The sequence below is a fragment of the Pigmentiphaga sp. NML030171 genome (assembly GCF_002188635.1).
Classification (GTDB): domain Bacteria; phylum Pseudomonadota; class Gammaproteobacteria; order Burkholderiales; family Burkholderiaceae_B; genus Pigmentiphaga; species Pigmentiphaga daeguensis.
On record NZ_NINX01000025.1, the window covers coordinates 139895 to 163515 of the forward strand.

Consider the following 23621-nt stretch of genomic DNA (forward strand, 5'->3'; position numbering starts at 1 on the left):
TGAATGCCCGCCGGACGCGGGCGCGGAAAGGAATAATGATTCTAGCAAGCCGGCGCGGGCGCCGCCGAACCGTCCGCGTACCGGAAGGGCGCGGGCTGGCGCGAGCGGTCGTACACCGGCCGCCCCGCCACGTAGGTGGCGCGGACGGCGCGGTCGTCGCCCAGCGTCATCAGCACGAACAGCCGCTCCATCAGGTCGGCGCAATAGCGCATCCGGAAATCCATCAGGGGCGTGGACTTCAGGTCCAGCACCACCAGGTCGGCCTCGTAGCCCGGCTCGATCGCTCCCAGGCGGTCGTCCAGATAAAGCGCATGCGCGCCACCCCGGGTCGCCAGGTAGAACGCATGGGCGGCGGTCAGCCGCGTCTGGTTCAGGGCCGCCACCTTGTAAGCCTCGTTCAGCGTCTGCAACTGCGAGAAGGCCGTGCCGCCGCCTATGTCCGTGCCCAGCCCCACCCGCACCGGCCGGTCGGCCCGCTTGGCGTCGAACACCCGGAACAGCCCGCTGCCCAGGAACAGGTTGGACGTCGGACAGTGCGACAGCGCCGCCCCGGCCCGGTGGCAGGCGCACAACTCGTCTTCCGAGACGTGCACCGCGTGCGCGAAGATCGCGCGCGGTCCCGCCAGCCCGGCCCGGCGGTAGACCTCGAAATAATCGCAGCAGTCCGGGAACAGCTCCGCGATCCAGCCCACCTCGCCCAGGTTCTCGCTCAGATGGGTCTGCATGTAGGTCCCGGGATGCTCGCGCCACAGGCGGGCGGCCGATTCCAGCTGCGCCTGGGACGAGGTCGCCGCGAAGCGCGGGGTGATGCAATACAGCTGCCGCCCCTTGCCGTGCCACTTGCGGATCAGGTCCCGGGAGTCCTCGTACCCGCTTTGCACCGTATCCCGCAGCGCCTCCGGCGCGTTGCGGTCCATCAGCACCTTGCCGGCGATCATGCGCGTGTCGAAGCGCTGCGAGGCCTGGAAGAACGCGTCCACCGACCCCGGATGCACCGTGCAGTACACCGCCGCCGTCGTCGTGCCCGCCCGCAGCAGCTCGCGCAGGAACAGTTCGCTGACCATCCCGGCGTGCGCCGGGTCGGCGAACTGCTGCTCGGTCACGAAGGTGTACTTGTTCAGCCACTCCAGCAGCTGCTCGCCGAAGGCGCCGATCATCTGGGTCTGCGGGTAATGGATGTGGGTGTCGACGAAGCCGGGCAAGATCAGGGCGTCCGGATAGTGCGCCACCGGCATGGAGCCTTCGACCGAGGCGCGCAGCCGGTCGTAGGGGCCGGCTTCCGCGATCCGGCCGTCCTCGATCACTACCAGCGCATCGGGCAGGTGGGTGTACGAGGCGTGCGGATCCGACAGGAAAGGATCGGCATGGAAACTCAGCGTGGCGCCGCGCAGGGCGTGACGGCCGGGGCCGAAGCGGGAGTCGGGGGCGTCAGGGCCCGGGCGGGAGCGGGTCATAGGCATCCTCGGGTTCGTCGGCGGGCAGGTCCTCGGACGTCGGCGCGGCGGGCCGCTCGCCTATCTGCTGCCGCCACATCGCATAATAAAGTCCCTTGCCTTCCAGCAGCCGCGCGTGGCTGCCCTGCTCCACGATACGCCCTTTTTCCAGCACGAAGATGGTGTCGGCCTGCATCACGGTCGACAGCCGGTGCGCGATCAGGATCGTGATCTGCGTGCGGCGCGCGCAGATGCGCCGCACCGTCTCGTTGATCTGTTCCTCGGTCAGCGAATCCAGCGCCGAGGTCGCCTCGTCGAAGATCAGGAGCCGGGGCTGGCGGATCAGCGCGCGGGCGATCGACAGGCGCTGCTTCTCGCCGCCCGACAGCTTCATCCCCATCTCGCCTATCGCCGTGTCCAGCCCGTCCGGCGATTTGGTCAGCAGATAGGCGCAGGAGGCCTGCTCCATCGCCGCCACCATTTCCTCGTCGGTGGCGTCGGGCTTGACCAGCCGCAGGTTCTCGCGGATCGTGCCCGCGAACATGTGCGCTTCCTGCGTCACGAATCCGATCTGCCGCCGGACGCGGTTGAAGCGCAGCGCCGTCGTGGGCTGGCCGTTGTACGACACCGTGCCGCTGGCCGGCGGGTACAGCCCCACCAGCAGCTTCACCAGGGTCGACTTGCCCGAGCCCGACGGCCCCACGAACGCGATCGTGTCACCCAGTTCCGCGTCGAACGACACGTCTTCCAGCGCGTAGTCCGGCGCCCCCTTGTGGCGAAAACAGACCTGCTCGAAACGCACGTCCCGCACCGGGCCCACGTCCACCGCGCCGGGTGGCCGCCGTTCCACCGGCTTCTTCATCAGCGCGCCGAAGTTCAGCAGCGAGGCATCCACCTCGCGATAGGCCAGGATGATGTTGCCCAGCTCCTGCAGCGGCGCGAAGATCGCTACCGAGATGAACTGCATCGCGATCAGTTCGCCCGGGCTCAGCACCTCGCGGAAGATCAGCCACAGCAGCGCGAACAGGATGGACAGCCGCAACAGGCTCAGCGTCATGCCCTGCAGGAAGGACAGCACCCGTATCCGCTTGACCTTCTCCATCTCCAGCGCGAAGATCGCCGCCGTCTGCGCCTGCAGGCGGCGGATTTCCGGATAGGTCAGCCCCAGGCTCTTGATCAGTTCCACGTTGCGCAGCGACTCGGTGATGAAGCCCGAATTGCGGTTGGTCTCGCGCACGATGGAACGCTGCTGCGTCTTGATCTCGCGGCTGAGCAGGCCGGTCAGCCCGCCCAGCAGCAGCACCCCGACCAGGAACACCGGCACCAGCAGCCAGTTCTTCGTGACCGAATACCAGGTCAGGAAACCCACTCCCACCACCGCCGCGAACACCGTGTTGATAAAGGTGTTGATGAAACGCTCGCTGTCCGCCCGGACCTTCTGCAGCAGGGACAGCACCTCGCCGCTGCGCAGGTCCTCGAACTCCTGGAAGCGCAGGCGCAGCACCTGCCGCAGGCCGTCGTTGAAGAGATGCGTGCCCAGCTTCTGCACCACCAGCCGGGTCGTGTACTCCTGCAAGGCGCGGGCCAGGCGCGACAGGATGGCGATCCCCACCGCCAGGCCCAGCAGTCCCAGCACGCCCGTGACCAGCTCGTGCTCGGTCTTGCCGGCGCGATTGATCGCGTACTCGTCGATGATGCGGCCGAAGATGATGGGGTCGACCAGGGCCAGTACCTGGGAGGAGCCCGCCAGCAGCAGCGCGACGAAGGCCAGGGAGCGGTGGGGCTTGAGGTAGGTCCACAGGAGGCGCATGGAGATCCTTGGGACGATGTATCGCCCCAGAGGATACCTCCAGGGTTGCGGGTGGACCAGGCACCCTTGGCCGATAATAATGCGCGAGGCAGCCGGATCGCCTTCGATACAGACCACGAGGCCGCCCGCGGCCCGCCCCAGGGAGACACACATGCTGCTTCAGGACAAGACCGCCATCGTCTACGGCGCCGCCGGCCACATCGGCAGCCAGGTCGCCCGCACCTTCGCCCGGGAGGGAGCCCGGCTCTTTCTTGCCGGCCGCACGCCCGACGGGCTGCAGGCGCTGGCCGGGGAACTCGGCGCGGACTGGGCGACGCTGGACGTGCTGGACGAGGACGCCGTCGAGCGCCACGCCGCCGACGTCGCGGCCAAGGCCGGACGCATCGACGTCAGCCTGAACGCTGCCAGTATCCGCGGCGACCTGCAGGGCACTCCACTGCTGGACATGGCCATGGCCGATTTCATGGCGCCCGTGGAGACGGGCGTGCGGGCCAATTTCCTGACGATGCGCGGCGCGGCCCGGCACATGGTGCGGCAGGGGCACGGCGTCATCCTGGCGCTTTCGGCGACGTCCGCCGGCCTGTCCGGCCGGGATCGGGTCTACCACCGGACCGGCGGGTTCGCCGTCGCGTGCACGGCCATCGAGGCAATGGCCCGAACCTTCGCGGGGGAACTGGGGCGGCACGGCGTGCGCGTCGTCTGCCTACGCTCGGACGCGCTGCCGGAGACCTGGCCGCCGGAAGCCGAGGCCGAGCTGCGCGAGATCCGGGACTACATGAATGCAGGAACGGCGCTGGGGCGCCTGCCGCGGATCGCCGAGGTGGCGGATGCGGCGGCCTTCGCGGCCTCCGACCGCGCGGGCGCGATGACGGGCGCCATCGTCAACCTGACCTGCGGATCCATCATGGACGCGGACTGAGACCGCCGTCAGCCCCGCTCGGCCGCCGCGATGTCCCGCCCGCCACACACGAACAGGTTCTGCCCCGTGACATAGGACGTCTCGTCCCGCAGGAAGAACATGGCCGCATTGGCCACGTCCTCGGGCTGCGCTACCCGTCCCATGGGAATCGAGGCCTCCAGCGCCAGGGCCCGCTCCGAGCCGGCGGGGTGGTAGACCCGTAGCATGGGCGTATCCACCGGCCCGGGGCTGACGACGTTGACATTGATGCCGTGCGGCGCCAGTTCAACCGCCAAGGCCCTGGCCATGCCCAGGATGCCGGACTTCACCGCGCCGTAGAGCGAGCTGCGCACGCGCCCCAGGCTGACCCGGCTGCCCAGCAGCACGATGTGCCCATGTCGCCGGGCTTTCATGGACGGGACCACGAGGCCGATGCATTGCATGGCGGCGCGCAGGTGGAGGTGCACGATGCGGTCGAAGCCTTCGGCGTCGAAAGCCTCGACTGGCGCCATGTGCGGTATTCCCGCGCAATGCACGAAGCCGGTCACGCGGTGCTCGCGCAAGATGGCCTCGCACACCTCCCGCGTGGCCACGGCGTCGGTCAGGTCGACGATCCGGTCCATGGCACCGAGCGGCACCGCGGGCGGCCGGTCGGACAGGTTGACCACCCGTCCGCCCTCTGCCAGCACACGCCGGGCAAGAGCCGCTCCTATCCCGCCACTGGCCCCGGTTATCACCGTCACGCCGTCATTGGGCGGCGCGGCCATCCCGGCCCTCCCGGGTCGAATCCACGGCGGCAGGCCCGGGCAGTCCGAACACTCGCACCGCGTTCTCGCCCAGCGTCTTGCGAAAGCTCGTATCCGACAAGGGAAGTTGCATGTACGCGTCCAGGCAGGCGTCGATCTCCCGCACCGGATATCCTGACCCGTACATCATCTGGTCCTGCAGGAACCCGTTGGCCGCCTGGACCAGCAGGTCTCCCCCAGGCATGAAGAGGTAGGCATCGGCCGATACGTATACGTTCTCGTGGCGATAGGCCACGCCCAGCAGCTCGGCGAAAAAGGGCCAGCAGGCGTGCCCGGCAACGATGGACAGGTTGGGAAAGTCCCGCGCCACCCCCTGGATGTACCGCGGGTGAGTATCCTCGATCTCCGGCCCCGCGAACGGTCCGGACATCAGCACCACCGGCACCTTGCGGTCATCGCACAACTCGTACAGCGGATAAAGGCGCCGGTCGTCCCAGTGCGTGGCGAGCGCGCTACGCGTGGGCGCGATATGGATGCCGCGCAGGCCCAGGTCGTCGATGGCCCGGCGGGTTTCCTCCAGGGGGTCGCCGAAGTCCCCGCCCACGTCGATGCCCGCGACGCCCGACAGGCGGTCGGGATGGGCATGCACCACTTCGGCGATATGGTCGTTGGATACGTCGCTGCGCGGCGATCCGCCCGCGGCCGGCACCACCCGATGCACGCACAGCATCCGGTCCACGCCGGCGCGATCCGCCTCCTGGAAAAACAGTTCCACCGACGCATTCAGGTAGGACGGCGGGATGGTCTTCATTCCCAGGTGGCCGCCGAAGAACTTCAAGTGATCCGGCGTGAAATAGGTCAGGATCTCCTTGGTAGGCGGGCGGGCTCGCAGGTCCACGACATGGTATCCGTCTCGCATGATTCTCCACTCCCCTCAAGTATCGGTTCGCGCTAGTCGGCCGTGATCGAGGCCGACTGGATCAGGTTGCCCCATTTGTCCGTTTCGCTGGCGATGAACGCGGCCAGCGCCTCGCCCGTCACCGACCTGGGCTCCACCGCCAATTGCCGCATCCGCTCGCGCATGTCGTCGGACTCCATGATCTTTCTGAGCGTCGCGCGCAGCTTGTCCAATACATCGGCTGGCGTGTGCGCCGGCGCCATGATGACGTTCCACGAGCTGGCGGCATACTCGGGAAAGCCCACCTCGGCCAGCGTCGGCACGTCCGGCAGCAGCGGCGAGCGCTTGTCGCCGGCCAGCGCGAGGATCTTCAGCATGCCGGACTTGTGCATCGTCATCGCCGTGGGCAGCACGTCCACGCAGAACTCCGCCTCGCCCGCCGCGATCGCCGCCAACGCGGGGCCCGCGCCCTTATAGGGCACGTGTACCGTGTCGAGCTTGTACGTGCGCACGAACAGCTCCGAGGCCAGGTGGCTGGGCGACCCCACGCCGGACGATGCATAGTTCACTTTGCCCGGATGCTTGCGTAGGTAGTCGACCAGCGCGGGGGCGGAGTCCGGCTCGAACTTGGGCGAACGCAGCAGCACCATCTGGGTGCTCGAGATCTGGATGACGGGAACGAAGTCGCGCTGCACGTCGTAAGGCAGTTTCTTGTACAGCGAGGGATTGATGGCCAGCGCGGCGCTGGACAGCAGCAATGTGTAGCCATCGGGCCTGGCGCGTGCGGCCTGCTCGGTGCCCACGACGCTGCCGGCGCCCCCCTTGTTCTCCACCACCACGGGCTGGCCCAGCTCGGCCGTCAACCGCGGCGCGATGATGCGGGCGAGCACGTCGTTCAGTCCGCCCACCGCGAACGGCACCACCATCTTGATGGGGCGATCGGGATAGCCGGCGGCGCATGCCGTGCCGCCTCCCAACAGCGAGACGAGGATCGTCGCGCAAAGACTCGACTGCCGGTTCATGCTGCCTCCTTGTGATCAGGTGACGAGGGCGTATCCGGAAATTGAAGCGGATTATAGGAATGGGGTCGCGGCGGCCCATTACCGTTTCGTCGCCGCATTTACGATGGCGTCCGATTAATTGCGCAGGCGATCCACGCCGGCGTCGCCGGCGCAAAAAATGAGATCAATGCGTAAATGGGAGGACAGTGGGATAACTACAAAGAATGAAGCCCCTCCTACACTCGCCGATGCCTTTTTCAACCATCAGGAGTCCCCATGCATCGTCGTCCGCCCCTCGTCCTGAAACAGGCTGCACTCCTCGCCCTGGCCTTCGGAGCCCATGCCCCCCTGCTTGCCGCCGAGGCCTTTCCCACGCGGCCCATCACGCTGATCGTGCCTTATGCGCCAGGCGGCGCGGGCGACATCCTCGGACGCTCGGTCGCCAAGGAACTGGCGGGCATCGCAGGCAAACCCGTGGTGGTCGAAAACAAACCCGGTGCGGGGGGCAACATCGGCGCCGAGCTCGTCGCGCGCGCCCAGGACAAGGACGGCCATACCCTGCTGCTCGGCGCCACGAGCCTGGCCAGCAACCCCAGCCTGATGCGCAGCATGCCCGTGGACCCGCTGAAGGACCTGGTCGCCATCAGCGGCGTGGCTTCGCTGCAGAACGTCATAGCGGTCAATCCGTCTTCCCGGCTGCGCAACGTGAGCGAGCTCGTCGCAGAGGCCAAGAAACATCCTGGCAAGCTGACCTTCGGCACCGCCGGCATCGGTACCTCCAGTCACCTGTCGGTCGAACTGTTCAAGGGCGAAGTCGGCGTGGACCTCCTTCACGTGCCGTACAAGAGCGGAGGACCGGCGATGGCCGACGTGATGGCGGGCAATCTCGACCTGGTGTTCGAATTGATGCCGGCGGTGGTGGGACACGTCCGCAGCGGCAAACTGCGCGGCATCGCCGTCACCGGGTCGGCGCGGTCCGAAGCGCTGCCCGATCTTCCCACCGTGGCGGAATCGGGCTATCCCAAGTATTCATTCGTCTCGTGGTTCGGCATCTTCGGCCCTTCCGGCATGGATTCCAGACGCGTGGCGCAACTCAACGAAATGATGGCCAAGGCCCTGGCGTCCGGCGAATTCAAGTCCCGGCTCGAGCAACTCGGAGCGGAAGGCATGTCGGGCTCTCCCGCCCAGTTCGACAGGTTCTTCCAGGGCGAAGTCGCCAAGTGGAAGCGTGTCGTGGCCGAGCAAGGACTTCCCTTGATGAACTGAAGAAGAAGGCGTGCCGTCCCTGATGGACGGCACGCCTTGGCGCTACTGCCAGGCAATACCCGTGAACTTGAGTTGCGACAACTCCTCGATGGCATAGCGCACGCCTTCCCTACCGGTGCCGCTCAGTTTCATGCCGCCGAAGGGGTACATGTCCAGGCGGAAGCGACTGGCCTCGTTCACCCACAACGACCCCACCTCGAAAGACTCGGCGAACCGGAACGCCTGGCTCAGACTGCGGGTAAACACCGCCCCCTGGAGACCGAAGGGAGAATCATTGGCCAGTTCCAGTGCATGGTTGGCATCGCTGGCCCGGATCAGCACGGCCACAGGCCCGAAGACTTCCTCGTGCCATAGCCGCGCCGACGGTGAAAGCTCCTCGATGATGACCGGAGACAGGACCAGCCCCTCGCGGCGGGGCGCGAGCCGATAGCGTGCGCCCAGCGAGATCGCATCGTCGCACAGGGCCATGATGCGATCGGCCGACGCCTCGGACACCAGCGGGCCGACGTCCGTGCGCTCGTCGTCGGCGGGCCCGACCCGCATCCGTCCGGCGGCGGCGGCGAAACGTTCCGCGAACTCGTCGTAGATCCGCGCCTCGACGATGATCCGCTGCGCCGATATGCACTGTTGCCCGCTGGCCTCGAACGCCGCCGTGGCGATCTTGGCGGCGGCCGACTCCAGGTCCGCGTCGGCCAGTACGACATTGGCGGCGCTCGACCCCAGTTCCGACACGAATCGGCGCACGCCCGTCGCCCTGGCCAGTGCTTCCCCGGCCTGCACCCCGCCCGTGAACGACACGACGCCGACGTCGGGATGGCCCGCCAGGGCCAGCGCCGTCGCCTTGTCGCCCGCCAGCACGTTCATCATGCCCGGAGGCAGGCCCGCCTCGACCGCCGCGGCAGCCAGGTGCAGGGCCGTGCGCAGCGACGCCGGAGCGGGCTTGGCCACGCACGCGTTGCCCGCCGCCAGCGCGGGGGCCAGTTTCTGCACGAGCAGGTTCACCGGCGCATTGAACGGTGTGATCGCACCCACGACCCCATAGGGGAAGCGGCGGGTGTAGCCGATGCGCCCCACGCCGGCGGGCACGGCATCCAGGGGCAGGACTTCGCCCCCCAGATGTGACAGCTCCGACATGCATGCTTCGACGAATTGCAGGCCCCGCGCCACCTCCCCGCGCGCCACGCGTATCGGCTTGCCGACGTCCTCGCTGATGAGGCGCGCCAGGGCCGCGGCCTCCCGGGACAGGGCGTCCTTCAGGCATTGCAGGTGCCGCAGGCGCACGGTCGACGGCGCAGGGCGCTGCGCCTGGAACGCGCGCCGCGCGCTGTCAACCGCCTGCGCCACGATGCCTTCGTCCGCCTCGGCAATGGCCAGCATGCCGCCGCTGCCGGCCTGGCGCCACGGCATGCGCGCCACGCCCGGCGCCACCCGGGCGCCGTCGATGAACGAGGCCTGTACCTCTCCAGCCAGCGCGTCCTTCATCGTCCGCCTCCCTGCTCGGCGCGCAAATGCCGGATGTTCATGTTCGCCAGGAACCCGATCAGCGGATGCAGCCCCATCTCGGCGAACTTGAGCTGGTCCATGTCCAGCAAGGCTCCGCGATGCGCCTCGCTGAGTTCGAAGCGGGCGACGTAGGCCCGCGGATCCGCGACGAAGGCACGCTGGTTGGCCTGATCGTAGGCCAGGCCATGCAGGGCGCGCGTCAGCTCCGCCAACTCGGGAGCGATGCGCGGATAGTGCGGGCGAGGAGCCGGCCGGGGCGGAGAAAAGAATCCCACCGAGGCATAGTTGTGGTGCCAGCTCGGATCCATCTGCACCACGTCGGGAACGCGCTCGCCCAGCGCTCCCGCGGCCACCGCCCAGCAGCGCAGCTCGATGTTGCCGGTATCGTCCAGCTTCGACTCGGCGTATCCGATCAGCGACTTCAGATTGCCGGTTCGCAGGGTGTCCAGTACCCGGTTGTCGAACTCCAGGTCGGGCTGGCTGTAGCGGTCCGTTCCAGGAAAATGCGACATGCCGCCGCTGGCGACGACGACCGTGCGCAAGCCAAGGCGGCGCACGGCGTTGGCCAACGCCACGCCGAAGGCATAGCATCGCTCAGTGGTCGGTTGCGGCGGCAGATAGGCGTTCACGTAGACCGGCAGTACGGGCGCGGATACCCCCAGGTGCGTCAACGGAATGCCGAGCGCATAGTCGATCTCGGCACTGCTGGTGAAGGCGGGATCGAAGCCCGACCGGTACAGGTCCTCGACGATCGCGAAGGAAATGTCGCTGGGCACCTGGTAGCGAAACCCCCGGCCCGCGAACTCGCCCCTGGCCACGCCACCCACGTGCAGCGTGAACGGCGGCGCGCACTGGTGGAAGAATTGCTGCGCATGGTCGTTGGCAATCATGATCCACAGCTCCGGCTCCAGCGCCTGCAGCCGCTCCCCGATCGATGCAGCCACGTCCCGAACGCGCTGGACGGTGTTCTTGTCCTCGGTATCGGGCAAGGTAAAGAACTGCGGGGCATGCGGCAGCATGGCGCCACCGACGATCAGATCCTGGGTCATTCCGTCTCTCCTTTCTTGGCAATGTGTCCTTGGGTGCCAGGGAGTGTAGGAACGCGGGCCTGGGCGGCCATTACGCCTGCGTCTGCCGATTTATGAATTCATCCGATTTTGTCTGGCCAGCCGATGGCGTTCGCCGGGGCCTTGGATATACTGTCCGCACACACGCAACATCGCCGTCTCATCGCCTTCGGGGCGAAGGAAGTGCCACGTGTCCAGAGTCCTAGCCGTTACCCATGGCCATATCGGCCGGGCCTGCCTGCTCGACAAGGTGCGTCCCGCAGGCCCGCATGCGCATCCCGTCCACCATGCCATGATCGAACTGGACGGCCCCTGCCATGAATACCAGGTTGGAGAAACGTCGGCGATGCTGGCCCCCCGCCACGCCGTCCTCGTCAATAGCCACGAACTGCACGCCAACCTCTCCGTCGGCCAGGGCAAGAGCACGATCCTGATGCTGTATTTCTCGCCCCTGTGGATCGAGGAACAGTTTCCCGGCCTGCCCTCTTATGTGCGTTTTTTTCGGCACAGCAGCGTTCAACTGGGAACACGCGCGGTCGAGCTCGCCCAGCGTCTGGCCAGGCACATGCTCGAGGCGGTCGAGCTCAACGCCCCCGAAGTCCAGGCCTTGTTCGGCGAGCTCGCCGAGCATCTTTGCCATCAGCACGGCCCCACCTATCCGAATCGCGAACGGCCTGCCCGCAGCAACGACTATCGCATCCGGCGGGCGATCTCGTTGATGCAGGAACACCTGGAAGAACCGCTGCCCACCCAGGAGATCGCCGCGCGGGTAGGCCTGTCCCGCTCCCGCTTCTTCGAACTGTTCACTGCCTGCACGGGCCTGTCGCCCAAGCACTATGTCAATATGCTGCGGCTGCATGCCGCGGTGGAGTATCTGGCCGACGACGCGGGTCCCATCGCCGAGCTGTCGCAGCGCTGCGGCTTTGGCGCGCAAAGCCATTTCTCGAAGTTCTTCGTCGACCAGCAGGGCTTCACTCCCCGGGACTACCGCCGCGCAGCGGTACCGGCCCTGCCCCGGCAGTGCGAGCACGCCGACGCCCGGCTCTGAGGCAAACGCGCCGGAAGCCGCCAGGGACTTCCGGCTTTCGCCACATCCTAATGCTTGGCCACGCCCAGCAATCCGTCCAGCGTCGCGCCATCGGCCAGCAAGGCCTGCGCGGAGCTGGCGTGCACCACGCTGCCGCGTTCCAGCACGATGGCGGAGTCGGTGATGCTGAGCGCCTTGCGGGCGTTCTGCTCGACCAGGATCACCGACATCCCCTCGTCGCGGATGATCCGCTGCAGGGCGCTCATCAGTTCCTGCACGATGATGGGCGCGAGCCCTTCCAGCGGCTCGTCCAGCAGCAGCACGCGCGGGTTCAGCATCAGCGCGCGGCCGATGGCCAGCATCTGCTGCTCGCCGCCCGAGAGCTGGTTGCCCATGTTGGCCTTGCGTTCCTGCAGGCGCGGGAACATCTCGTAGATGCGCTTGAGGTTCCACGGTCCGGGCACGGCCACGGCGGTCAGGTTTTCCTCGACGGTCAGCGACTTGAAGATGTTGCGCTCCTGCGGCACCCAGCCGATGCCCGCCAGCGCACGCTGGTCCGGACGCAGCCCGGTGATGTCCCGGCCCCCCAGGTGCAGGCGGCCGGCGAAGCGCCGCGTGTGACCGACGATGGTATTGATCAGCGTGGTCTTGCCGGTGCCGTTGCGGCCCAGCAAGGCCAGCGCCTGGCCTTCGCCCAGGCTCAGGTCTATGCCCATCAGGACCTTGGCTTCGCCGTAGCCGGCGACGATGCCTTCCAGCTTGAGCAGCTCAGTCATGGTAGCCCTCCACCACTTCTTCGCCCAGGTACACCGCCTTCACGCGCGGGTCGCGGGCGATCTCGGCATTGGTGCCTTCGACGAACAAGCCGCCGTTGACCAGTACCGAGATGCGGTTGGCGAAGGAAAATACCAGGTCCATGTCGTGTTCGATCAGCAGGATGGTCACGTCCTCGGGCAGGGCGCCGACCGTGTTGAGGATCTCGCGGCGCTCGCCGTCGGGCACGCCGGCCACGGGTTCATCCAGCAGCAGCACGCGCGGCTTGGCGGCCAGCGCCAGCGCGATCTCCAGCAGGCGCTGCTTGCCGTAGGGCAGCACCGCCGTCTTGCGGTCTTTCACGTCGAGCAGGTTGCACTGCTCCATCAGGGCCGCGCACTCGTCCATGATCTCGCCGCGCTTGCCCAGCGGGCGCAGGCAGCGCCAGCCCTTGCCTTCGCGTTCGGAGATGGCCACCGCCAGCGATTCCGCGGGCGTCATTTCGGCGAACAGCTGGTTGATCTGGAAGGTGCGTACCAGGCCGCGGCGTGCGCGCGCGTGCACCGGCAGGCGCGTGACGTCTTCGCCTTCCAGCTCGATACGGCCGGAAGTGGCGGACAACACGCCGGTCAGCAGGTTGATCAGCGTGGTCTTGCCCGCGCCGTTGGGGCCGATCAGCGCCTGGCGAGCGCCGCGCTCGACCTTGATCGACACGTCGTTGGTGGCGACCAGCCCGCCGAAGCGCTTGGTCAGGTTGAAGGTCTGCAGTACGGTGGTCATTGCTTGCCTCCATGGCCACGGCGGAACCAGGTCCAGGGACGCACCAGCTTCTCGTGGCCGACGACCACGATGACGACCAGCAGCAGGCCGATCCAGAATTGCCAGTATTGAGGCGTGATGCCCGACAGCCAGTCCTGCATGAACTTGAAGATGACCGCGCCGATGATGCCGCCGTACAGGTAGCCGGCGCCGCCGATCACCAGCATCAGCATCACGTCGGCCGACCGGTGGAAGGCCAGCACGTCCAGCGAGGCGAAGCCGGTGGTCTGCGCCAGCAGCGCGCCGGCCACGCCCGCATAGGCGGCCGCCAGCGTGTAGACGGCGGCGCGGCGGCGGTTCACGGCCACGCCCATGGCCGCGGCGCGCAGCGGATTCTGGCGCACCACCTGCAGCGACATGCCGAACGGCGAATGCACGATGGCCCGGGCGATGAAGAACAATATCGCCACCACGATGATCGAGTAGGTATAGGCAGTGCGGCCGAACAGGTCGAACTCGAAGGTGCCGAACAGGGGCACCATGGTCACGCCGGTCAGGCCGTCCGCGCCCCCCGTCAGCCAACCCATCTTGTTGGCGATCTCGTACAGGATCAAGGCGACGCCCAGCGTCACCATCAGGCGGGTCAGGTCCGAACCGCGCATCACCAGCACGCTGGTCACCAGTCCCAGCAGCGCGCTCAGGGCGGCCGAGATGGCCAGCCCCAGGAGAGGATCGATGCCGAAGTGCTTGGCCAGCAGCGCCGCGCAATAGGCGCCCAACCCGAAGAAGGCCGCGTGCCCCAGCGAGACGATGCCGGCGTAGCCCAGGATCAGGTCGAGCGAGACCGCGAACAAGGCCAGGATGGCCAGTTCGTTCAGCAGCAGGAATCCCCTGGGCAGCACGAAGGCGGCGCCGATGGCGACCACCCAGAAGACGATTTCGAACCACCGGATGCGGGACCAGCGCGCGCCGACGGCGCGCAGCGAATCAGGGGCCGCCACGGCGGCGGCCCGGGGTGCGATCGTGGCTTTCATTACTTACCCCCCGCCCGGGCGAACAGGCCTTGCGGGCGCCACATCAGCATGATGATCATGACGCAATAGATGATGAATGCCCCCACAGTGGGGATGTAGTATTTGCCGGCCACGTCGGCCACGCCCAGCAGCAGCGAGGCCACCAGCGGCCCCGTCAGGGACGACGTGCCGCCCACGGCCACCACGATCAGGAAATAGATCATGTACTTGACCGGGAAGGTCGGATCCAGGCCGAGCAGGTCGGCGCCCAGCGCGCCCCCCAGGCCGGCCAGGCCGGAACCGAAGGCGAAGGTCGACAGGAACACCAGGTTGATGTTGATGCCCAGCCCGCTGGCCGCGCGCGGATCGTCCACCGAGGCACGCAGGCGGCTGCCGAACCGCGTCTTGCTCAGGATCAGTTGCAGCCCGATCACCAGCGCCACGCAGATCACGATCACGAACAGCCGGTAGTGCCCGATGCCCACGCCGCCGATGACCGAACGGCCGCTCAGCCACTCCGGCAGGTGCAGCAGCTGTTGCTGCGATCCCATGAAGTAGTCGACCATGGCCATGGCCATGAAGGTCAGGCCGATCGAGAACAACACCTGGTTCAGGTGCGATTGCCCGTACACCCGCTTGTACAGCGTGCGCTCCAGGATCGCCCCCATGACCGCCGACACGATGAAGGCCAGCGGCAGACACAAAAGGAAAGGCACGTTCAGGCGCTGCATGGCCAGCACGGTCACATAGCCGCCCACCATCGCGAACGCCCCGTGCGCCAGGTTGATGAAGTTCATCAACCCCAACGTCACGGACAGCCCGCAAGCCAGCACGAACAACAGCATCCCATATGCAATGCCATCGAACAAGATAGTCAACATGAAGCCACCGCAATTCCAAACCGCGCTCAAGACACGGCAACACCCAAGACCCGCATGACGTCACTACAGAACGCCACCCCCGGCCAGCCCGGTAGTACCCCAGGGCACAGCGGATCCGGCTCCGCCGGTCCGCCAGTGCCGCCCCCCCTGGGGGGGCGCGCGAAGCGCGTAGGGGGGGTTACTTAATCTTTGCTGGATCTTTGACGGCTTCGATCTTGTCGAAAGGCACGTTATAGAGACCGCCGTTCACGCGTTCCACCTTGGTGATGTAGACGTTCTGCACCATCTCGCGCGTCTGCGGATCCAGCATGACCGGACCGCGCGGGCTGTCCCACTTCTGGCCCTTCATGGCGGCCAGCAGCTTGTCGCCGTTGGTGTCGCCCTTGGTGGCTTCCAGGGCCTTGTAGATCAGGTGCATGCCGTCATAGCCGCCCACGCTGTGGAAGTTCGGACGCATGCCCTTGTTGGCCTTGGCGATGCCGGCCACGTAGGCCTTGTTGGCCGGGTTGTCCAGCGCGGCGGAATAGTGCATGGACGTCACCACGCCCAGCGCCACGTTGCCCATGTCGTTCAACAGATCGTCGTCGACCACGTCGCCGGTGCCGATCATCTTGATGCCGGCCTTGTCCAGGCCGCGCTCGGCGAACTGCTTCATGACCACCGAGCCCATGCCCGAGGGCACGAACACGAACACGGCGTCGGGCTTGGCATCGCTCACGCGCTGCAGGAAGGGCGCGAAGTCGGGGTTGTTCACCGGCACGCGCAGTTCTTGCAGCACTTCGCCGCCGTTGGCGGTGAAGACCTTCTTGAACGAGTTCTGGGCATCGATGCCAGGACCGTAGTCGGCGACCAGGGTCACGACCTTCTTGATGCCGTTCTTCGGCGCCCACTGGGCGATGCCCAGCGTGGCCTGCGGCAGCGTGAAGCCGGAACGCACGACATAGGGCGACTGTTCGGTGATCATCGCGGTCGCGGCGGCCATCACCACCATGGGAATCTTGGCCTGGGTCGCGATGGGCGTGGTCGACAGGGCCAGCGGCGTCAGGCCGAAGCCGGCCAGCACGGCGACGCGGTCATTGATCACCAGTTCCTGCGCCAGGCGCTTGGTGGTGTCGGCGACGTTGGCGTCGTCCTTGATGATCAGCTCGATCTTCTTGCCCGCCACGGTGGTGCCGTGTTCGGCCATGTACAGGCGGACGGCCGCTTCGATCTGCCGGCCGGTGGACGCGAACGGACCCGTCATCGGCAGGATCAGGCCGACCTTGACCACGTCCTGCGCGTAGGCGGGCACGGCGGCCGTGCCGGCCAGCATCAGCGCGGCTGCGATCTTGAGCAGATTGCGTTTGTTGTTCATGGTGTCTCCTTGCTAACTCACCAGATGGGACAACGTGGGAAATCAGAAGCCAGGGGCCGCTGAAAAGCGCGGCATAGCGTATCAGCTTGTAAACGGGAAAAGTGACGCTTGCGGGTAATCCGCAAGCGCGAAACGTTATCGCGGTATGCGTCTGCGTATCAGGCGGGCTCCTGGGATCTGCGAGAACATGTCCTGGTTGCGCAGCACCGATTGCATGTTGCGGAAGGCGATGCGCGCGTGTTCGCGCATGATGGCTTCGGCGCGTGCGCCTTCGCGGTTCTCGATGGCGGCCAGCACCATCCAGTGCTGGTCCTGCGCCACGATCAGGCTCAGCCAGGCTTCCTCGTCGTCCGCCTGGGCCTGCAGGAAACCGTTGGGCGAGGCGAACGGCAGGTTCGTCGCGCGCGCGATCTGGCGTTCGAGCACCGAGCTGCCCGGCAGGTAGTGCAGCATCTGGTGGAAGCGGCGATTCAGCTCGATGTAGCTGGACAGGTCGGCGACGCCCTTGTCGCGGCCGGTCAGGATGCGGTCGATCTCGGTCAGGCAGTCGCGCATCGCATCCAGGTCGGCGGCCGACACGCCGCGTTCGGCGGCCATGCGCGCGGCCAGCCCTTCCAGGGTGCCGCGCACCTCAATGGAATCGCGGATCTCGGATTCGGTGAAGGCCTTGACCGCATAGCCGCCCGAAGGAATCACTTCCAGCAGGCCTTCGTCTTCCAGCCTGGCCATCGCGGCGCGGATGGGCGTGCGCGAAATGCCCAGGCGCTCGGCCACGCTGGGCTCGGACAGCCGCGCCCCGGGGGTCAGCTCGCCCGACAGGATCAGTTCCCGCAGCCCCAGTTCGGCCGCGGTCGTCTGCGCGCCGCCCGACTTGGCCTTGCCCTCGGCACGGGCAACCGCGCCAGCCTTCTCAGCCATGCGCGCCCCCCATCGGAATGGACGATGGCGGACAGGATGCCCGGACGGGCGAGGCGCCGGCGGCGCCCGGACTACGGCGGGGGTAGGTCATGTCTCCGTTACAGCTCTTTACCGCTTTACTGGATACAGACTGTATACAGAGTTCCCGGCCAATAACAAGAACTTTGTACCCTGCCTAGGGAAAACGCCAAGTCCCGTATACAACCCCGCAAAAAAAAGCGGCGCCCGATTCTGGACGCCGCTTCTGTGAACCCACTCCCGAAGTTGCCAGGATGCGGCGGATCCGGCTTTGCCGGTCCGCTCGCATCGCCCCCTGGGAGGCGCGCGTCAGCGCGTAGGGGGAGCTACGAGTGATACGCGCTTTCCCCGTGCGTCGTGATGTCCAGGCCCTCGCGCTCTTCCTCTTCGGTCACGCGCAGCCCCAGCAGCGCGTCGGCGATCTTGTAGGCGATCAGCGCGACGATGGTGGTCCAGACGATGGTGATCACCACAGCCTCGACCTGCACCCACAGCTGGCCCAGGATGGTCATGCCGTCCACGCCCGGGCCGCCCAGCACCTTCGCGTTGAAGATGCCGGTCAGCAGGGCGCCGACGATGCCGCCCACGCCGTGCACGCCGAACACGTCCAGCGAGTCGTCCACCTTCAGCATGCGCTTCAGGCCGGTCACGCCCCAGACGCAGATCACGCCCGCGGCCAGGCCGATCACCAGCGCGCCCACCGGGCCGACCACGCCGGCCGCCGGGGTCACGCCCACCAGGCCCGCCACCGCGCCGGACGCGCCGCCCAGCATCGAGGGATGGCCCCGGACCGCCCATTCCGTGAAGACCCAGGCCAGCACCGCCGCGGCCGTGGCGATCAGCGTGTTCATGAAGGCCAGCGAGGCGATGTTGTTGGCCGCCAGCGCCGAACCCGCGTTGAAGCCGAACCAGCCCACCCACAGCAGCGAGGCGCCGATCATCGTCATGGGCAGGTTGTGCGGCGACAGGGCTTCCTTGCCGAAGCCGATACGCTTGCCGATCACGTAGGCGCCGATCAGGCCCGCCACGCCGGCGTTGATGTGCACCACCGTGCCGCCCGCGAAGTCCAGCGCGCCGCGCTCGAACAGGAAGCCCTTGACCTCGCCGCCGAACCACACCATGTGCGCGATGGGGATGTAGGCGAAGGTGAACCACAGCACCATGAACAGCAGGATGGCCGAGAAACGCGCGCGTTCGGCGAAGGCGCCCACGATCAGCGCGCAGGTGATGCCGGCGAACGTCGCCTGGAAGGCCGCGAAGCTGAGTTCCGGCACGGTGCCCGACAGCGGGAAGGTCCCGGTGTCGGCATCGAACAGGCCCTTCAGGAACAGGCGGTCAAGCCCGCCGAAGAAGGCATTGCCCTCGGTGAAGGCCAGCGAATAGCCGTAGATGAACCACAGCACGACGATCAGCGAGAACGTGACCAGCACCTGCATCAGGACCGACAACATGTTCTTGCTGCGCACCAGGCCGCCGTAGAACAGCGCCAGGCCCGGCACCACCATCAGCAGCACCAGGATGGTGGACGTGCTGAGCCAGGCCAGATCGGCCCCGACCAGCGTGGGGGCGGCATCCTCCGCCAGCGCCGGCGCGGCGAACAGTGCCATCGCCAGTGCCAGTCCCGCCCCAAGGGCTTTCATCGATGAAGCATGCGTTGTTTTCATTTTTGAATCGTCCTATCAGAGGGCGTCCTTGCCGGTTTCCCCGGTACGAATCCGAATGACCTGTTCCAGCGGAAACACGAAGATCTTGCCGTCGCCGATCTTGCCGGTGCGGGCCGAGGTCTCGATGGCCTCGATGGCGCGGTCCACCAGATCGTCCGCCAGGGCGATCTCGATCTTGACCTTGGGCAGGAAGTCGACGACATATTCGGCGCCGCGATACAGCTCGGTATGGCCCTTCTGGCGGCCGAATCCCTTGATCTCGGTAACGGTGATGCCCTGGACCCCGATGCCGGAGAGGGCTTCGCGTACCTCGTCAAGCTTGAAGGGCTTGATGATTGCAGTGATGAGTTTCATGACGAACCCCACATGGTGATGAATCGAAATTGACCGGCGCGGCCCGGCGGCCGCCCCGTGATCAGAACGCCTTGCTCAGGCCAAGCACCGCGCCGAAGCGGCCGGCGTTCTTGCCCTTGTTGGTGATGACCCAATCCTTCTTGCTGGTGGTGACCAGCGACAGGCCCAGGATCCAGCCGTTCAGGTCCTTGGTCACGCCCGCCTTGTAGTCGACGTAGTGATCCAGGCCGGTCGCGTCGTTCTTCAGCTTCTGGTAGCCGATGTGGGCGTTCGCGCCCCAGCCGTCGCCCAGGTCGAAGGCGGCGCCCAGGTCCAGGTAGTAGTTGTTCTTGCTGTTCGGCGCGCCGAAGAAATCGGTCATGCCGTGCGAGTACTTCAGCGTGAACGGGCCCCAGCCCACCGCGCCGTACAGCTCGAAGTTGTCGATCGTGCTGCCGTTCAGCTTGGAACCGGGGTAGTAGTAATAGAGGCCGCCCACGTCGAAGGCGAAATCCTCGTACTTGAACTTGTAGCCGCCGTAGAAATCCATCTCCAGGTTGCCGCCGCTGAACAGCTCGCTGGCGACGTTGGAGTTCCAGTTGCCCAGATAGAAGCCCGACTTGTGGGCGAAGTCGAAGCCGCCCTGCATGGCAGGCTTCAGGTTGGTCTGGCTGAAGCCGCGGAAACGGTAGTCGCTGAACAGGCCGGCATTGCCGGTGAAGGTAAAGTCGGGCTCCGGATCGGCGGCGAAGGCGGTCGAGGTGGCGCACAAGGCCAGGGCGGTCGCAAGCAGAGGTTTTTTCATGGGTCGTTCCAGGGCGGGTTGTCAGCCAGGCTCCAGTGCGTGGGTGGCGCAACTGGCGTGGTCACGGGGTTTCGCGGTCAGGCGGACCCCGGTTGGTTGTTACTGAGCATTTCCCGTGCCAGCTTGCTTTCCCCATGAAACGCACCACTGTCGCTCCCGCTGCGACCCAACTTGGTGCGCGGCGGGGTGCGCGGGCCGAGGCCCGCACCATGTCGTGGCGCGCGCGCACGGCCGGGCGGGACTAAACTGGAGGCCGGCAGCCGACTCAAAGGACAGACATCATGATCAATCGCACCGACTGGTTCGAAGACCTGCAGAAGAACATCTCCGACCTGATCGCCCGCAGCCCGGCGGCCGACATCGAGCGCAACGTCAAGGGATTCCTGGGCCAGACCTTCACCAGGCTGGACCTGATCACCCGCGAGGAATTCGACATCCAGACCGAATTGCTGGCGCGCACGCGGGCCAAGGTGGACGCGCTGGAAGCGCAGGTGCAGGCGTTGGAGGCGCGGGTGATCGCGCTGGAGGGGAAGGCTCCGCAGGAGTGAGCATCATGCCCGCTCCGGCGGGCATGAGCGAGGTCCGCGGCGAAACGCGGGCCTCTTCTTTTCTTATTTGTCGACGCGCACCGTGCCCGCCGCGAACAGCTTCTTCCACCGGGCATCCTCGCTGCGCAGGTAGCGATCGAAAGCCGCTCCGTCCATGTCGTCGGGCTGCCCGCCCAGCCGCAGCAGGGCCTCGACCGCCTCGTCGCGCTTGATCGCCTGCCGCACCGCGCCGGCCAGCCGTTCCACCACCGGCGCCGGCGTGCCCTTGGGCGCGGCCAGGCCGAACCACGACGTCAGGTCATACTCCGGCACCCCCGCCTCCACCATCGTCGGCACCTCGGGCGCGCCCGGCGAGCGCACCGCCGTGGTGACCGCCAGCGCACGCAGCTTGCCCGCCTGGATATTGGGCAGCGCGCTGATCAGGCTGTCGAACATGAAGGCCAGCGTGCCCGTCTGCATGTCCACCTGCGCCTGCGCCGTGCCCTTGTAGGGCACGTGCGTCACCTTGATTCCCGCCAGCCCGCCGAACAGCTCGCCCGCCAGGTGGCTGGCCGAACCGATGCCCGCCGAACCGTAATTCAGTTGACCCGGCCGCGCGCGCGCGTACGCCACCAGTTCGGGCACCGTCCTGGCCGGCAGCGAGGGGTGCACGACCAGCACGTTGCCCACGCCCGTGATGCGCGTGATGGGCGCGAAGTCGTTCACCAGGTTGTAGTTGGCCTCGGCCGGATCGATGATGGGATTGAGCACGTCGGCGAAGGCGCACAGCAACAGCGTATGGCCGTCGGCCGGCGCGCTCTTCACCGCCCGGGTCGCCAGCGCGCCGCCGGCGCCGGGGCGGTTCTCCACCACCACCTGCTGGCCCAGGCTGTCGCCCAGCAGGCGCGCGACCAGCCGCGCGCACGTGTCCGCCGGGCCGCCCGCGGCGAAGCCCACCAGAATGCGGACAGGCTTGTCGGGAAAGGCCGCCAGCGCGGGCAGGCCCAGCGTGGCCAGCGAGGCGAGGCCGAAGGCGCGGCGCGTGATCATGAAGAGGACTCCTGGCCCAGGAAGTGCGTGTTGACGCGGCGCACGACCATGCGGCGATAGACGCCGGCCTGCGCGTACGGGTCCGCATCGGCCCAGGCCTGGGCCTCGTCCATCGAATCGAAGGCGGCCACCAGCAGGCTGCCGCAGTAGTCGCCCTGGCCGGCGTCCGAGTCCCACAAGGGACCCGATACGACCACGCGGCCCTGGGCGGCCAGTTCACTGCGGCGGCGGATGTGCGCGTCGCGCAGGGGCGCGCGCAGCGCCTCGCTGTGGTCGACGTCCTCGGCGTACATCAGGTAGAGCGCGCGGCCGGTCATGGCAGCCGGGCCGCAAGGCAAGGGATACGGGACATGAGCGGGCACAGTCCGAAAAACGGAACGTTCGTGATGAACCAGGCAGGAATGTTATTCGGACCATGAAAAAAATTAATCGCCTTTGGTCCGTTATATGGACCAAAGGCGATCGGGCAAACCCGCATCCGCCCGTGGGCAACTCAGTCCGGCGCCATACCCAATACTACGCATGCCGCCCGCGCACAGGCCTCGTCCTGTTCCTCGCTTCCGCCCGACACCCCTATGCCGCCCACCAGTTCGCCTTCGGCGATCAACGGAAAACCGCCGCCGAAGCCCGCGAACCGGGGCCGGGCCGGCAGGCCCTGGCGCACCGCCGGGGAAAGCCCCTTCAGGACGTCGTTCCAGGCCCCGGTGGGCAGCCGGAAACCGGCCGCCGTGTAGGCCTTGTCGACCGCGATGTCGGCCGAATGCAGGAACGCCCCCGGCATGCGCAGGAAACCCAGCGGCACGCCACTGGCGTCCACCACGGCCACGTTGATGCGGATGCCTTGTGCCGAGGCTTTCCGCACCGCGGCGTCCAGCGCCGTGCGCACGGCCTCGAGGGTCAGCGCGCGCGTGATGCGCGTCCAGTCTTCCATGCCGGCTCCCGCTTCAGGTGAATACGCTCAGGAATTTCTCGTTCAGCTTGCGGTCGTGATAGAAGATGCCCGTGCCGAGCTGGTCGTCCGTCCACTTGATCACCGGCTTGTCCGGATACCAGGTGTAGCCGCCCGCGAACACCTCGTTGCGGTTGCCGCTGGGGTCGAAGAAGTACACCGTCTCGCCGCGCGTGATGCCGTGCCGCGTCGGCCCGATGTCCAGCGACACGCGACGCTTGGAGATGATGTCCGCCGCCTTCAGCACCTCGCCCCAGTTGTCCAGCAGGAAGGACACGTGGTGCAGCTTGTTCTTGACCGGCTGCTGGATGAAGGCCACGTCATGCGCCTTGTTGGCGCAGCTCAGGAAGGCGCCGATCATCTGTTCCCCCGGCCCCGCCACCACGGCCTCGCTCAGCCCGAAGCCCAGCACCTCGGTGAACAGCTTGTAGGTATTGGCCAGGTCGTCGCCATACAGCAGGCAGTGGTCGAAGCGCCGCGCACCCATGCCGTGCATGTCGTCCGGCCACGGATCGGGGTTCAGCGAACCCGTCGCGCAGCCGGTGGCCTTGCGGTAGGCGTACAGCTCCATGATGTGTCCGGTGGGCACGGTGAAGCGGAAGCGCTTGCCGGTCTCGGGATGTTCGCCGGCCGCGATCCAATGCATGTCGGTGGCCAGCCCGCTGGCCTCCACGTCGGCCGACAATTTCTCTAGCGTCGCTTCCGAGTCCACCTTCCATCCCATGTAGTCCATGCCGGATTCGTCGGCCTCGCGCAGCACCACGCTGTGATGGTCCGATTCGTCCCAGCCTTTCAGGAACACGCGCGGGCTGCCGTCGGCGGCCTTATCGCGCATGATTTCGGTCAGGCCGATGGTGTCCACGTAATGCCGTACCGCCGGCTCGAGTTCGAGCACGCGTATGCAGACGTGCCCGGGCCGCAGCACTCCGGTAATTGCCATGTGAGTCT

The 23621-nt window shown here is 66.9% G+C and carries 24 protein-coding genes; 4 read left to right on the forward strand and 20 right to left on the reverse strand.

The features are described from left to right. Positions 1 to 41: 41 nt before the first annotated feature. Together guaD and CDO46_RS08555 are read right to left on the reverse strand one after the other, a co-directional pair. Positions 42 to 1454, reverse strand: a complete 1413-nt coding sequence (gene guaD, locus CDO46_RS08550) for a guanine deaminase (protein WP_087838115.1) — start codon at positions 1452 to 1454, stop codon at positions 42 to 44. Then, positions 1429 to 3243: an ABC transporter ATP-binding protein gene (locus CDO46_RS08555; protein WP_087838116.1), complete on the reverse strand. Its 1815-nt coding sequence runs from the start codon at positions 3241 to 3243 to the stop codon at positions 1429 to 1431. Before CDO46_RS08555 ends, guaD begins: the two co-directional genes overlap by 26 nt. Before the next feature lie 151 nt (positions 3244 to 3394). On the opposite strand from CDO46_RS08555, the gene CDO46_RS08560 reads away from it, so the two are divergent. Then, positions 3395 to 4162 (forward strand): SDR family oxidoreductase, encoded by a 768-nt coding sequence (locus CDO46_RS08560; RefSeq protein WP_087838117.1) that lies wholly within the window; start codon positions 3395 to 3397, stop codon positions 4160 to 4162. 8 nt (positions 4163 to 4170) lie between these two features. Here CDO46_RS08560 and CDO46_RS08565 read toward each other — a convergent pair whose 3' ends face one another. From CDO46_RS08565 to CDO46_RS08575, 3 genes are read right to left on the reverse strand one after another with little or no spacing between them, the layout of a single operon-like run. Continuing rightward, positions 4171 to 4908 carry an SDR family NAD(P)-dependent oxidoreductase gene (locus CDO46_RS08565; RefSeq protein ID WP_087838118.1) on the reverse strand — a complete coding sequence of 246 codons (738 nt, stop codon included), beginning with the start codon at positions 4906 to 4908 and terminating at the stop codon, positions 4171 to 4173. After that, positions 4889 to 5806, reverse strand: a complete 918-nt coding sequence (locus CDO46_RS08570) for an amidohydrolase family protein (RefSeq protein ID WP_087838119.1) — start codon at positions 5804 to 5806, stop codon at positions 4889 to 4891. The genes CDO46_RS08565 and CDO46_RS08570 overlap by 20 nt, the downstream gene beginning before the upstream one ends. A 32-nt stretch (positions 5807 to 5838) precedes the next feature. Further along, the gene (locus tag CDO46_RS08575) at positions 5839 to 6807 is read right to left on the reverse strand and encodes a tripartite tricarboxylate transporter substrate binding protein (protein WP_087838120.1); all 969 of its coding nucleotides are present in this window, start codon (positions 6805 to 6807) and stop codon (positions 5839 to 5841) included. 255 nt (positions 6808 to 7062) lie between these two features. Here CDO46_RS08575 and CDO46_RS08580 point away from each other — a divergent pair, with 255 nt between their 5' ends. Next, positions 7063 to 8052, forward strand: coding sequence for a tripartite tricarboxylate transporter substrate binding protein (locus CDO46_RS08580; protein ID WP_087838121.1), 990 nt, complete (start codon positions 7063 to 7065; stop codon positions 8050 to 8052). A gap of 42 nt (positions 8053 to 8094) precedes the next feature. Here CDO46_RS08580 and CDO46_RS08585 read toward each other — a convergent pair whose 3' ends face one another. Beyond that, on the reverse strand, positions 8095 to 9534 hold the full coding sequence (locus CDO46_RS08585) for an aldehyde dehydrogenase family protein (RefSeq protein WP_087838122.1): 1440 nt from the start codon (positions 9532 to 9534) through the stop codon (positions 8095 to 8097). After that, a complete protein-coding gene (locus CDO46_RS08590) occupies positions 9531 to 10604 on the reverse strand; it encodes a hypothetical protein (RefSeq protein WP_087838123.1) in 1074 nt (357 codons plus the stop codon). The genes CDO46_RS08585 and CDO46_RS08590 overlap by 4 nt, the downstream gene beginning before the upstream one ends. A 208-nt stretch (positions 10605 to 10812) precedes the next feature. Here CDO46_RS08590 and CDO46_RS08595 point away from each other — a divergent pair, with 208 nt between their 5' ends. Next, positions 10813 to 11670, forward strand: coding sequence for a helix-turn-helix domain-containing protein (locus CDO46_RS08595; protein WP_132979489.1), 858 nt, complete (start codon positions 10813 to 10815; stop codon positions 11668 to 11670). Between the two features lie 47 nt (positions 11671 to 11717). Here CDO46_RS08595 and CDO46_RS08600 read toward each other — a convergent pair whose 3' ends face one another. The 9 genes from CDO46_RS08600 to CDO46_RS08640 form a co-directional block, all read right to left on the reverse strand. Beyond that, positions 11718 to 12425 carry an ABC transporter ATP-binding protein gene (locus tag CDO46_RS08600; protein WP_087838125.1) on the reverse strand — a complete coding sequence of 236 codons (708 nt, stop codon included), beginning with the start codon at positions 12423 to 12425 and terminating at the stop codon, positions 11718 to 11720. Then, positions 12418 to 13182 (reverse strand): ABC transporter ATP-binding protein, encoded by a 765-nt coding sequence (locus CDO46_RS08605; protein WP_087838126.1) that lies wholly within the window; start codon positions 13180 to 13182, stop codon positions 12418 to 12420. Before CDO46_RS08605 ends, CDO46_RS08600 begins: the two co-directional genes overlap by 8 nt. Next, positions 13179 to 14195 carry a branched-chain amino acid ABC transporter permease gene (locus CDO46_RS08610; protein ID WP_087838127.1) on the reverse strand — a complete coding sequence of 339 codons (1017 nt, stop codon included), beginning with the start codon at positions 14193 to 14195 and terminating at the stop codon, positions 13179 to 13181. The genes CDO46_RS08605 and CDO46_RS08610 overlap by 4 nt, the downstream gene beginning before the upstream one ends. After that, positions 14195 to 15055, reverse strand: coding sequence for a branched-chain amino acid ABC transporter permease (locus CDO46_RS08615; RefSeq protein WP_087838128.1), 861 nt, complete (start codon positions 15053 to 15055; stop codon positions 14195 to 14197). Before CDO46_RS08615 ends, CDO46_RS08610 begins: the two co-directional genes overlap by 1 nt. 178 nt (positions 15056 to 15233) lie before the next feature. Further along, complete coding sequence (locus tag CDO46_RS08620; protein WP_087838129.1) at positions 15234 to 16409, reverse strand: ABC transporter substrate-binding protein; 1176 nt, start codon at positions 16407 to 16409, stop codon at positions 15234 to 15236. A gap of 135 nt (positions 16410 to 16544) precedes the next feature. Then, entirely contained in the window at positions 16545 to 17327 is a 783-nt protein-coding gene (locus CDO46_RS08625) for a GntR family transcriptional regulator (protein WP_087838130.1), read from the reverse strand. 344 nt (positions 17328 to 17671) lie between these two features. Further along, positions 17672 to 18904, reverse strand: a complete 1233-nt coding sequence (gene amt / locus CDO46_RS08630; RefSeq protein WP_087838159.1) for an ammonium transporter — start codon at positions 18902 to 18904, stop codon at positions 17672 to 17674. Positions 18905 to 19024: 120 nt separating this feature from the next. Further along, positions 19025 to 19363, reverse strand: coding sequence for a P-II family nitrogen regulator (glnK, locus tag CDO46_RS08635; protein ID WP_087838131.1), 339 nt, complete (start codon positions 19361 to 19363; stop codon positions 19025 to 19027). Positions 19364 to 19424: 61 nt separating this feature from the next. Continuing rightward, positions 19425 to 20147 carry a TorF family putative porin gene (locus tag CDO46_RS08640; RefSeq protein WP_087838132.1) on the reverse strand — a complete coding sequence of 241 codons (723 nt, stop codon included), beginning with the start codon at positions 20145 to 20147 and terminating at the stop codon, positions 19425 to 19427. A 281-nt stretch (positions 20148 to 20428) separates the two neighbouring features. Here CDO46_RS08640 and CDO46_RS08645 point away from each other — a divergent pair, with 281 nt between their 5' ends. After that, the gene (locus CDO46_RS08645; protein ID WP_087838133.1) at positions 20429 to 20695 is read left to right on the forward strand and encodes an accessory factor UbiK family protein; all 267 of its coding nucleotides are present in this window, start codon (positions 20429 to 20431) and stop codon (positions 20693 to 20695) included. A gap of 63 nt (positions 20696 to 20758) precedes the next feature. Here the strand turns inward: CDO46_RS08645 and CDO46_RS08650 are convergent, their stop codons facing one another. From CDO46_RS08650 to CDO46_RS08665, 4 genes are all read right to left on the reverse strand, one after another. Further along, positions 20759 to 21724 carry a tripartite tricarboxylate transporter substrate binding protein gene (locus CDO46_RS08650; protein ID WP_087838134.1) on the reverse strand — a complete coding sequence of 322 codons (966 nt, stop codon included), beginning with the start codon at positions 21722 to 21724 and terminating at the stop codon, positions 20759 to 20761. Further along, complete coding sequence (locus CDO46_RS08655; RefSeq protein ID WP_087838135.1) at positions 21721 to 22041, reverse strand: YciI family protein; 321 nt, start codon at positions 22039 to 22041, stop codon at positions 21721 to 21723. The genes CDO46_RS08650 and CDO46_RS08655 overlap by 4 nt, the downstream gene beginning before the upstream one ends. A gap of 176 nt (positions 22042 to 22217) precedes the next feature. Continuing rightward, a complete protein-coding gene (locus tag CDO46_RS08660; RefSeq protein ID WP_087838136.1) occupies positions 22218 to 22655 on the reverse strand; it encodes a heme-binding protein in 438 nt (145 codons plus the stop codon). A gap of 13 nt (positions 22656 to 22668) precedes the next feature. Continuing rightward, on the reverse strand, positions 22669 to 23613 hold the full coding sequence (locus CDO46_RS08665; RefSeq protein ID WP_087838137.1) for a catechol 2,3-dioxygenase: 945 nt from the start codon (positions 23611 to 23613) through the stop codon (positions 22669 to 22671). Positions 23614 to 23621: the final 8 nt, after the last annotated feature.

Excerpts from the sequence above, each read along its gene's own strand:
- guaD (WP_087838115.1), bottom strand. The coding sequence starts at position 1,454 with ATGACCCGCTCCCGCCCGGGCCCTGACGCCCCCGACTCCCGCTTCGGC.
- CDO46_RS08555 (WP_087838116.1), bottom strand. The coding sequence starts at position 3,243 with ATGCGCCTCCTGTGGACCTACCTCAAGCCCCACCGCTCCCTGGCCTTC.
- CDO46_RS08560 (WP_087838117.1), top strand. The coding sequence starts at position 3,395 with ATGCTGCTTCAGGACAAGACCGCCATCGTCTACGGCGCCGCCGGCCAC.
- CDO46_RS08565 (WP_087838118.1), bottom strand. The coding sequence starts at position 4,908 with ATGGCCGCGCCGCCCAATGACGGCGTGACGGTGATAACCGGGGCCAGT.
- CDO46_RS08570 (WP_087838119.1), bottom strand. The coding sequence starts at position 5,806 with ATGCGAGACGGATACCATGTCGTGGACCTGCGAGCCCGCCCGCCTACC.
- CDO46_RS08575 (WP_087838120.1), bottom strand. The coding sequence starts at position 6,807 with ATGAACCGGCAGTCGAGTCTTTGCGCGACGATCCTCGTCTCGCTGTTG.
- CDO46_RS08580 (WP_087838121.1), top strand. The coding sequence starts at position 7,063 with ATGCATCGTCGTCCGCCCCTCGTCCTGAAACAGGCTGCACTCCTCGCC.
- CDO46_RS08585 (WP_087838122.1), bottom strand. The coding sequence starts at position 9,534 with ATGAAGGACGCGCTGGCTGGAGAGGTACAGGCCTCGTTCATCGACGGC.
- CDO46_RS08590 (WP_087838123.1), bottom strand. The coding sequence starts at position 10,604 with ATGACCCAGGATCTGATCGTCGGTGGCGCCATGCTGCCGCATGCCCCG.
- CDO46_RS08600 (WP_087838125.1), bottom strand. The coding sequence starts at position 12,425 with ATGACTGAGCTGCTCAAGCTGGAAGGCATCGTCGCCGGCTACGGCGAA.
- CDO46_RS08605 (WP_087838126.1), bottom strand. The coding sequence starts at position 13,182 with ATGACCACCGTACTGCAGACCTTCAACCTGACCAAGCGCTTCGGCGGG.
- CDO46_RS08610 (WP_087838127.1), bottom strand. The coding sequence starts at position 14,195 with ATGAAAGCCACGATCGCACCCCGGGCCGCCGCCGTGGCGGCCCCTGAT.
- CDO46_RS08615 (WP_087838128.1), bottom strand. The coding sequence starts at position 15,055 with ATGTTGACTATCTTGTTCGATGGCATTGCATATGGGATGCTGTTGTTC.
- CDO46_RS08620 (WP_087838129.1), bottom strand. The coding sequence starts at position 16,409 with ATGAACAACAAACGCAATCTGCTCAAGATCGCAGCCGCGCTGATGCTG.
- CDO46_RS08625 (WP_087838130.1), bottom strand. The coding sequence starts at position 17,327 with ATGGCTGAGAAGGCTGGCGCGGTTGCCCGTGCCGAGGGCAAGGCCAAG.
- glnK (WP_087838131.1), bottom strand. The coding sequence starts at position 19,363 with ATGAAACTCATCACTGCAATCATCAAGCCCTTCAAGCTTGACGAGGTA.
- CDO46_RS08640 (WP_087838132.1), bottom strand. The coding sequence starts at position 20,147 with ATGAAAAAACCTCTGCTTGCGACCGCCCTGGCCTTGTGCGCCACCTCG.
- CDO46_RS08645 (WP_087838133.1), top strand. The coding sequence starts at position 20,429 with ATGATCAATCGCACCGACTGGTTCGAAGACCTGCAGAAGAACATCTCC.
- CDO46_RS08650 (WP_087838134.1), bottom strand. The coding sequence starts at position 21,724 with ATGATCACGCGCCGCGCCTTCGGCCTCGCCTCGCTGGCCACGCTGGGC.
- CDO46_RS08655 (WP_087838135.1), bottom strand. The coding sequence starts at position 22,041 with ATGACCGGCCGCGCGCTCTACCTGATGTACGCCGAGGACGTCGACCAC.
- CDO46_RS08660 (WP_087838136.1), bottom strand. The coding sequence starts at position 22,655 with ATGGAAGACTGGACGCGCATCACGCGCGCGCTGACCCTCGAGGCCGTG.
- CDO46_RS08665 (WP_087838137.1), bottom strand. The coding sequence starts at position 23,613 with ATGGCAATTACCGGAGTGCTGCGGCCCGGGCACGTCTGCATACGCGTG.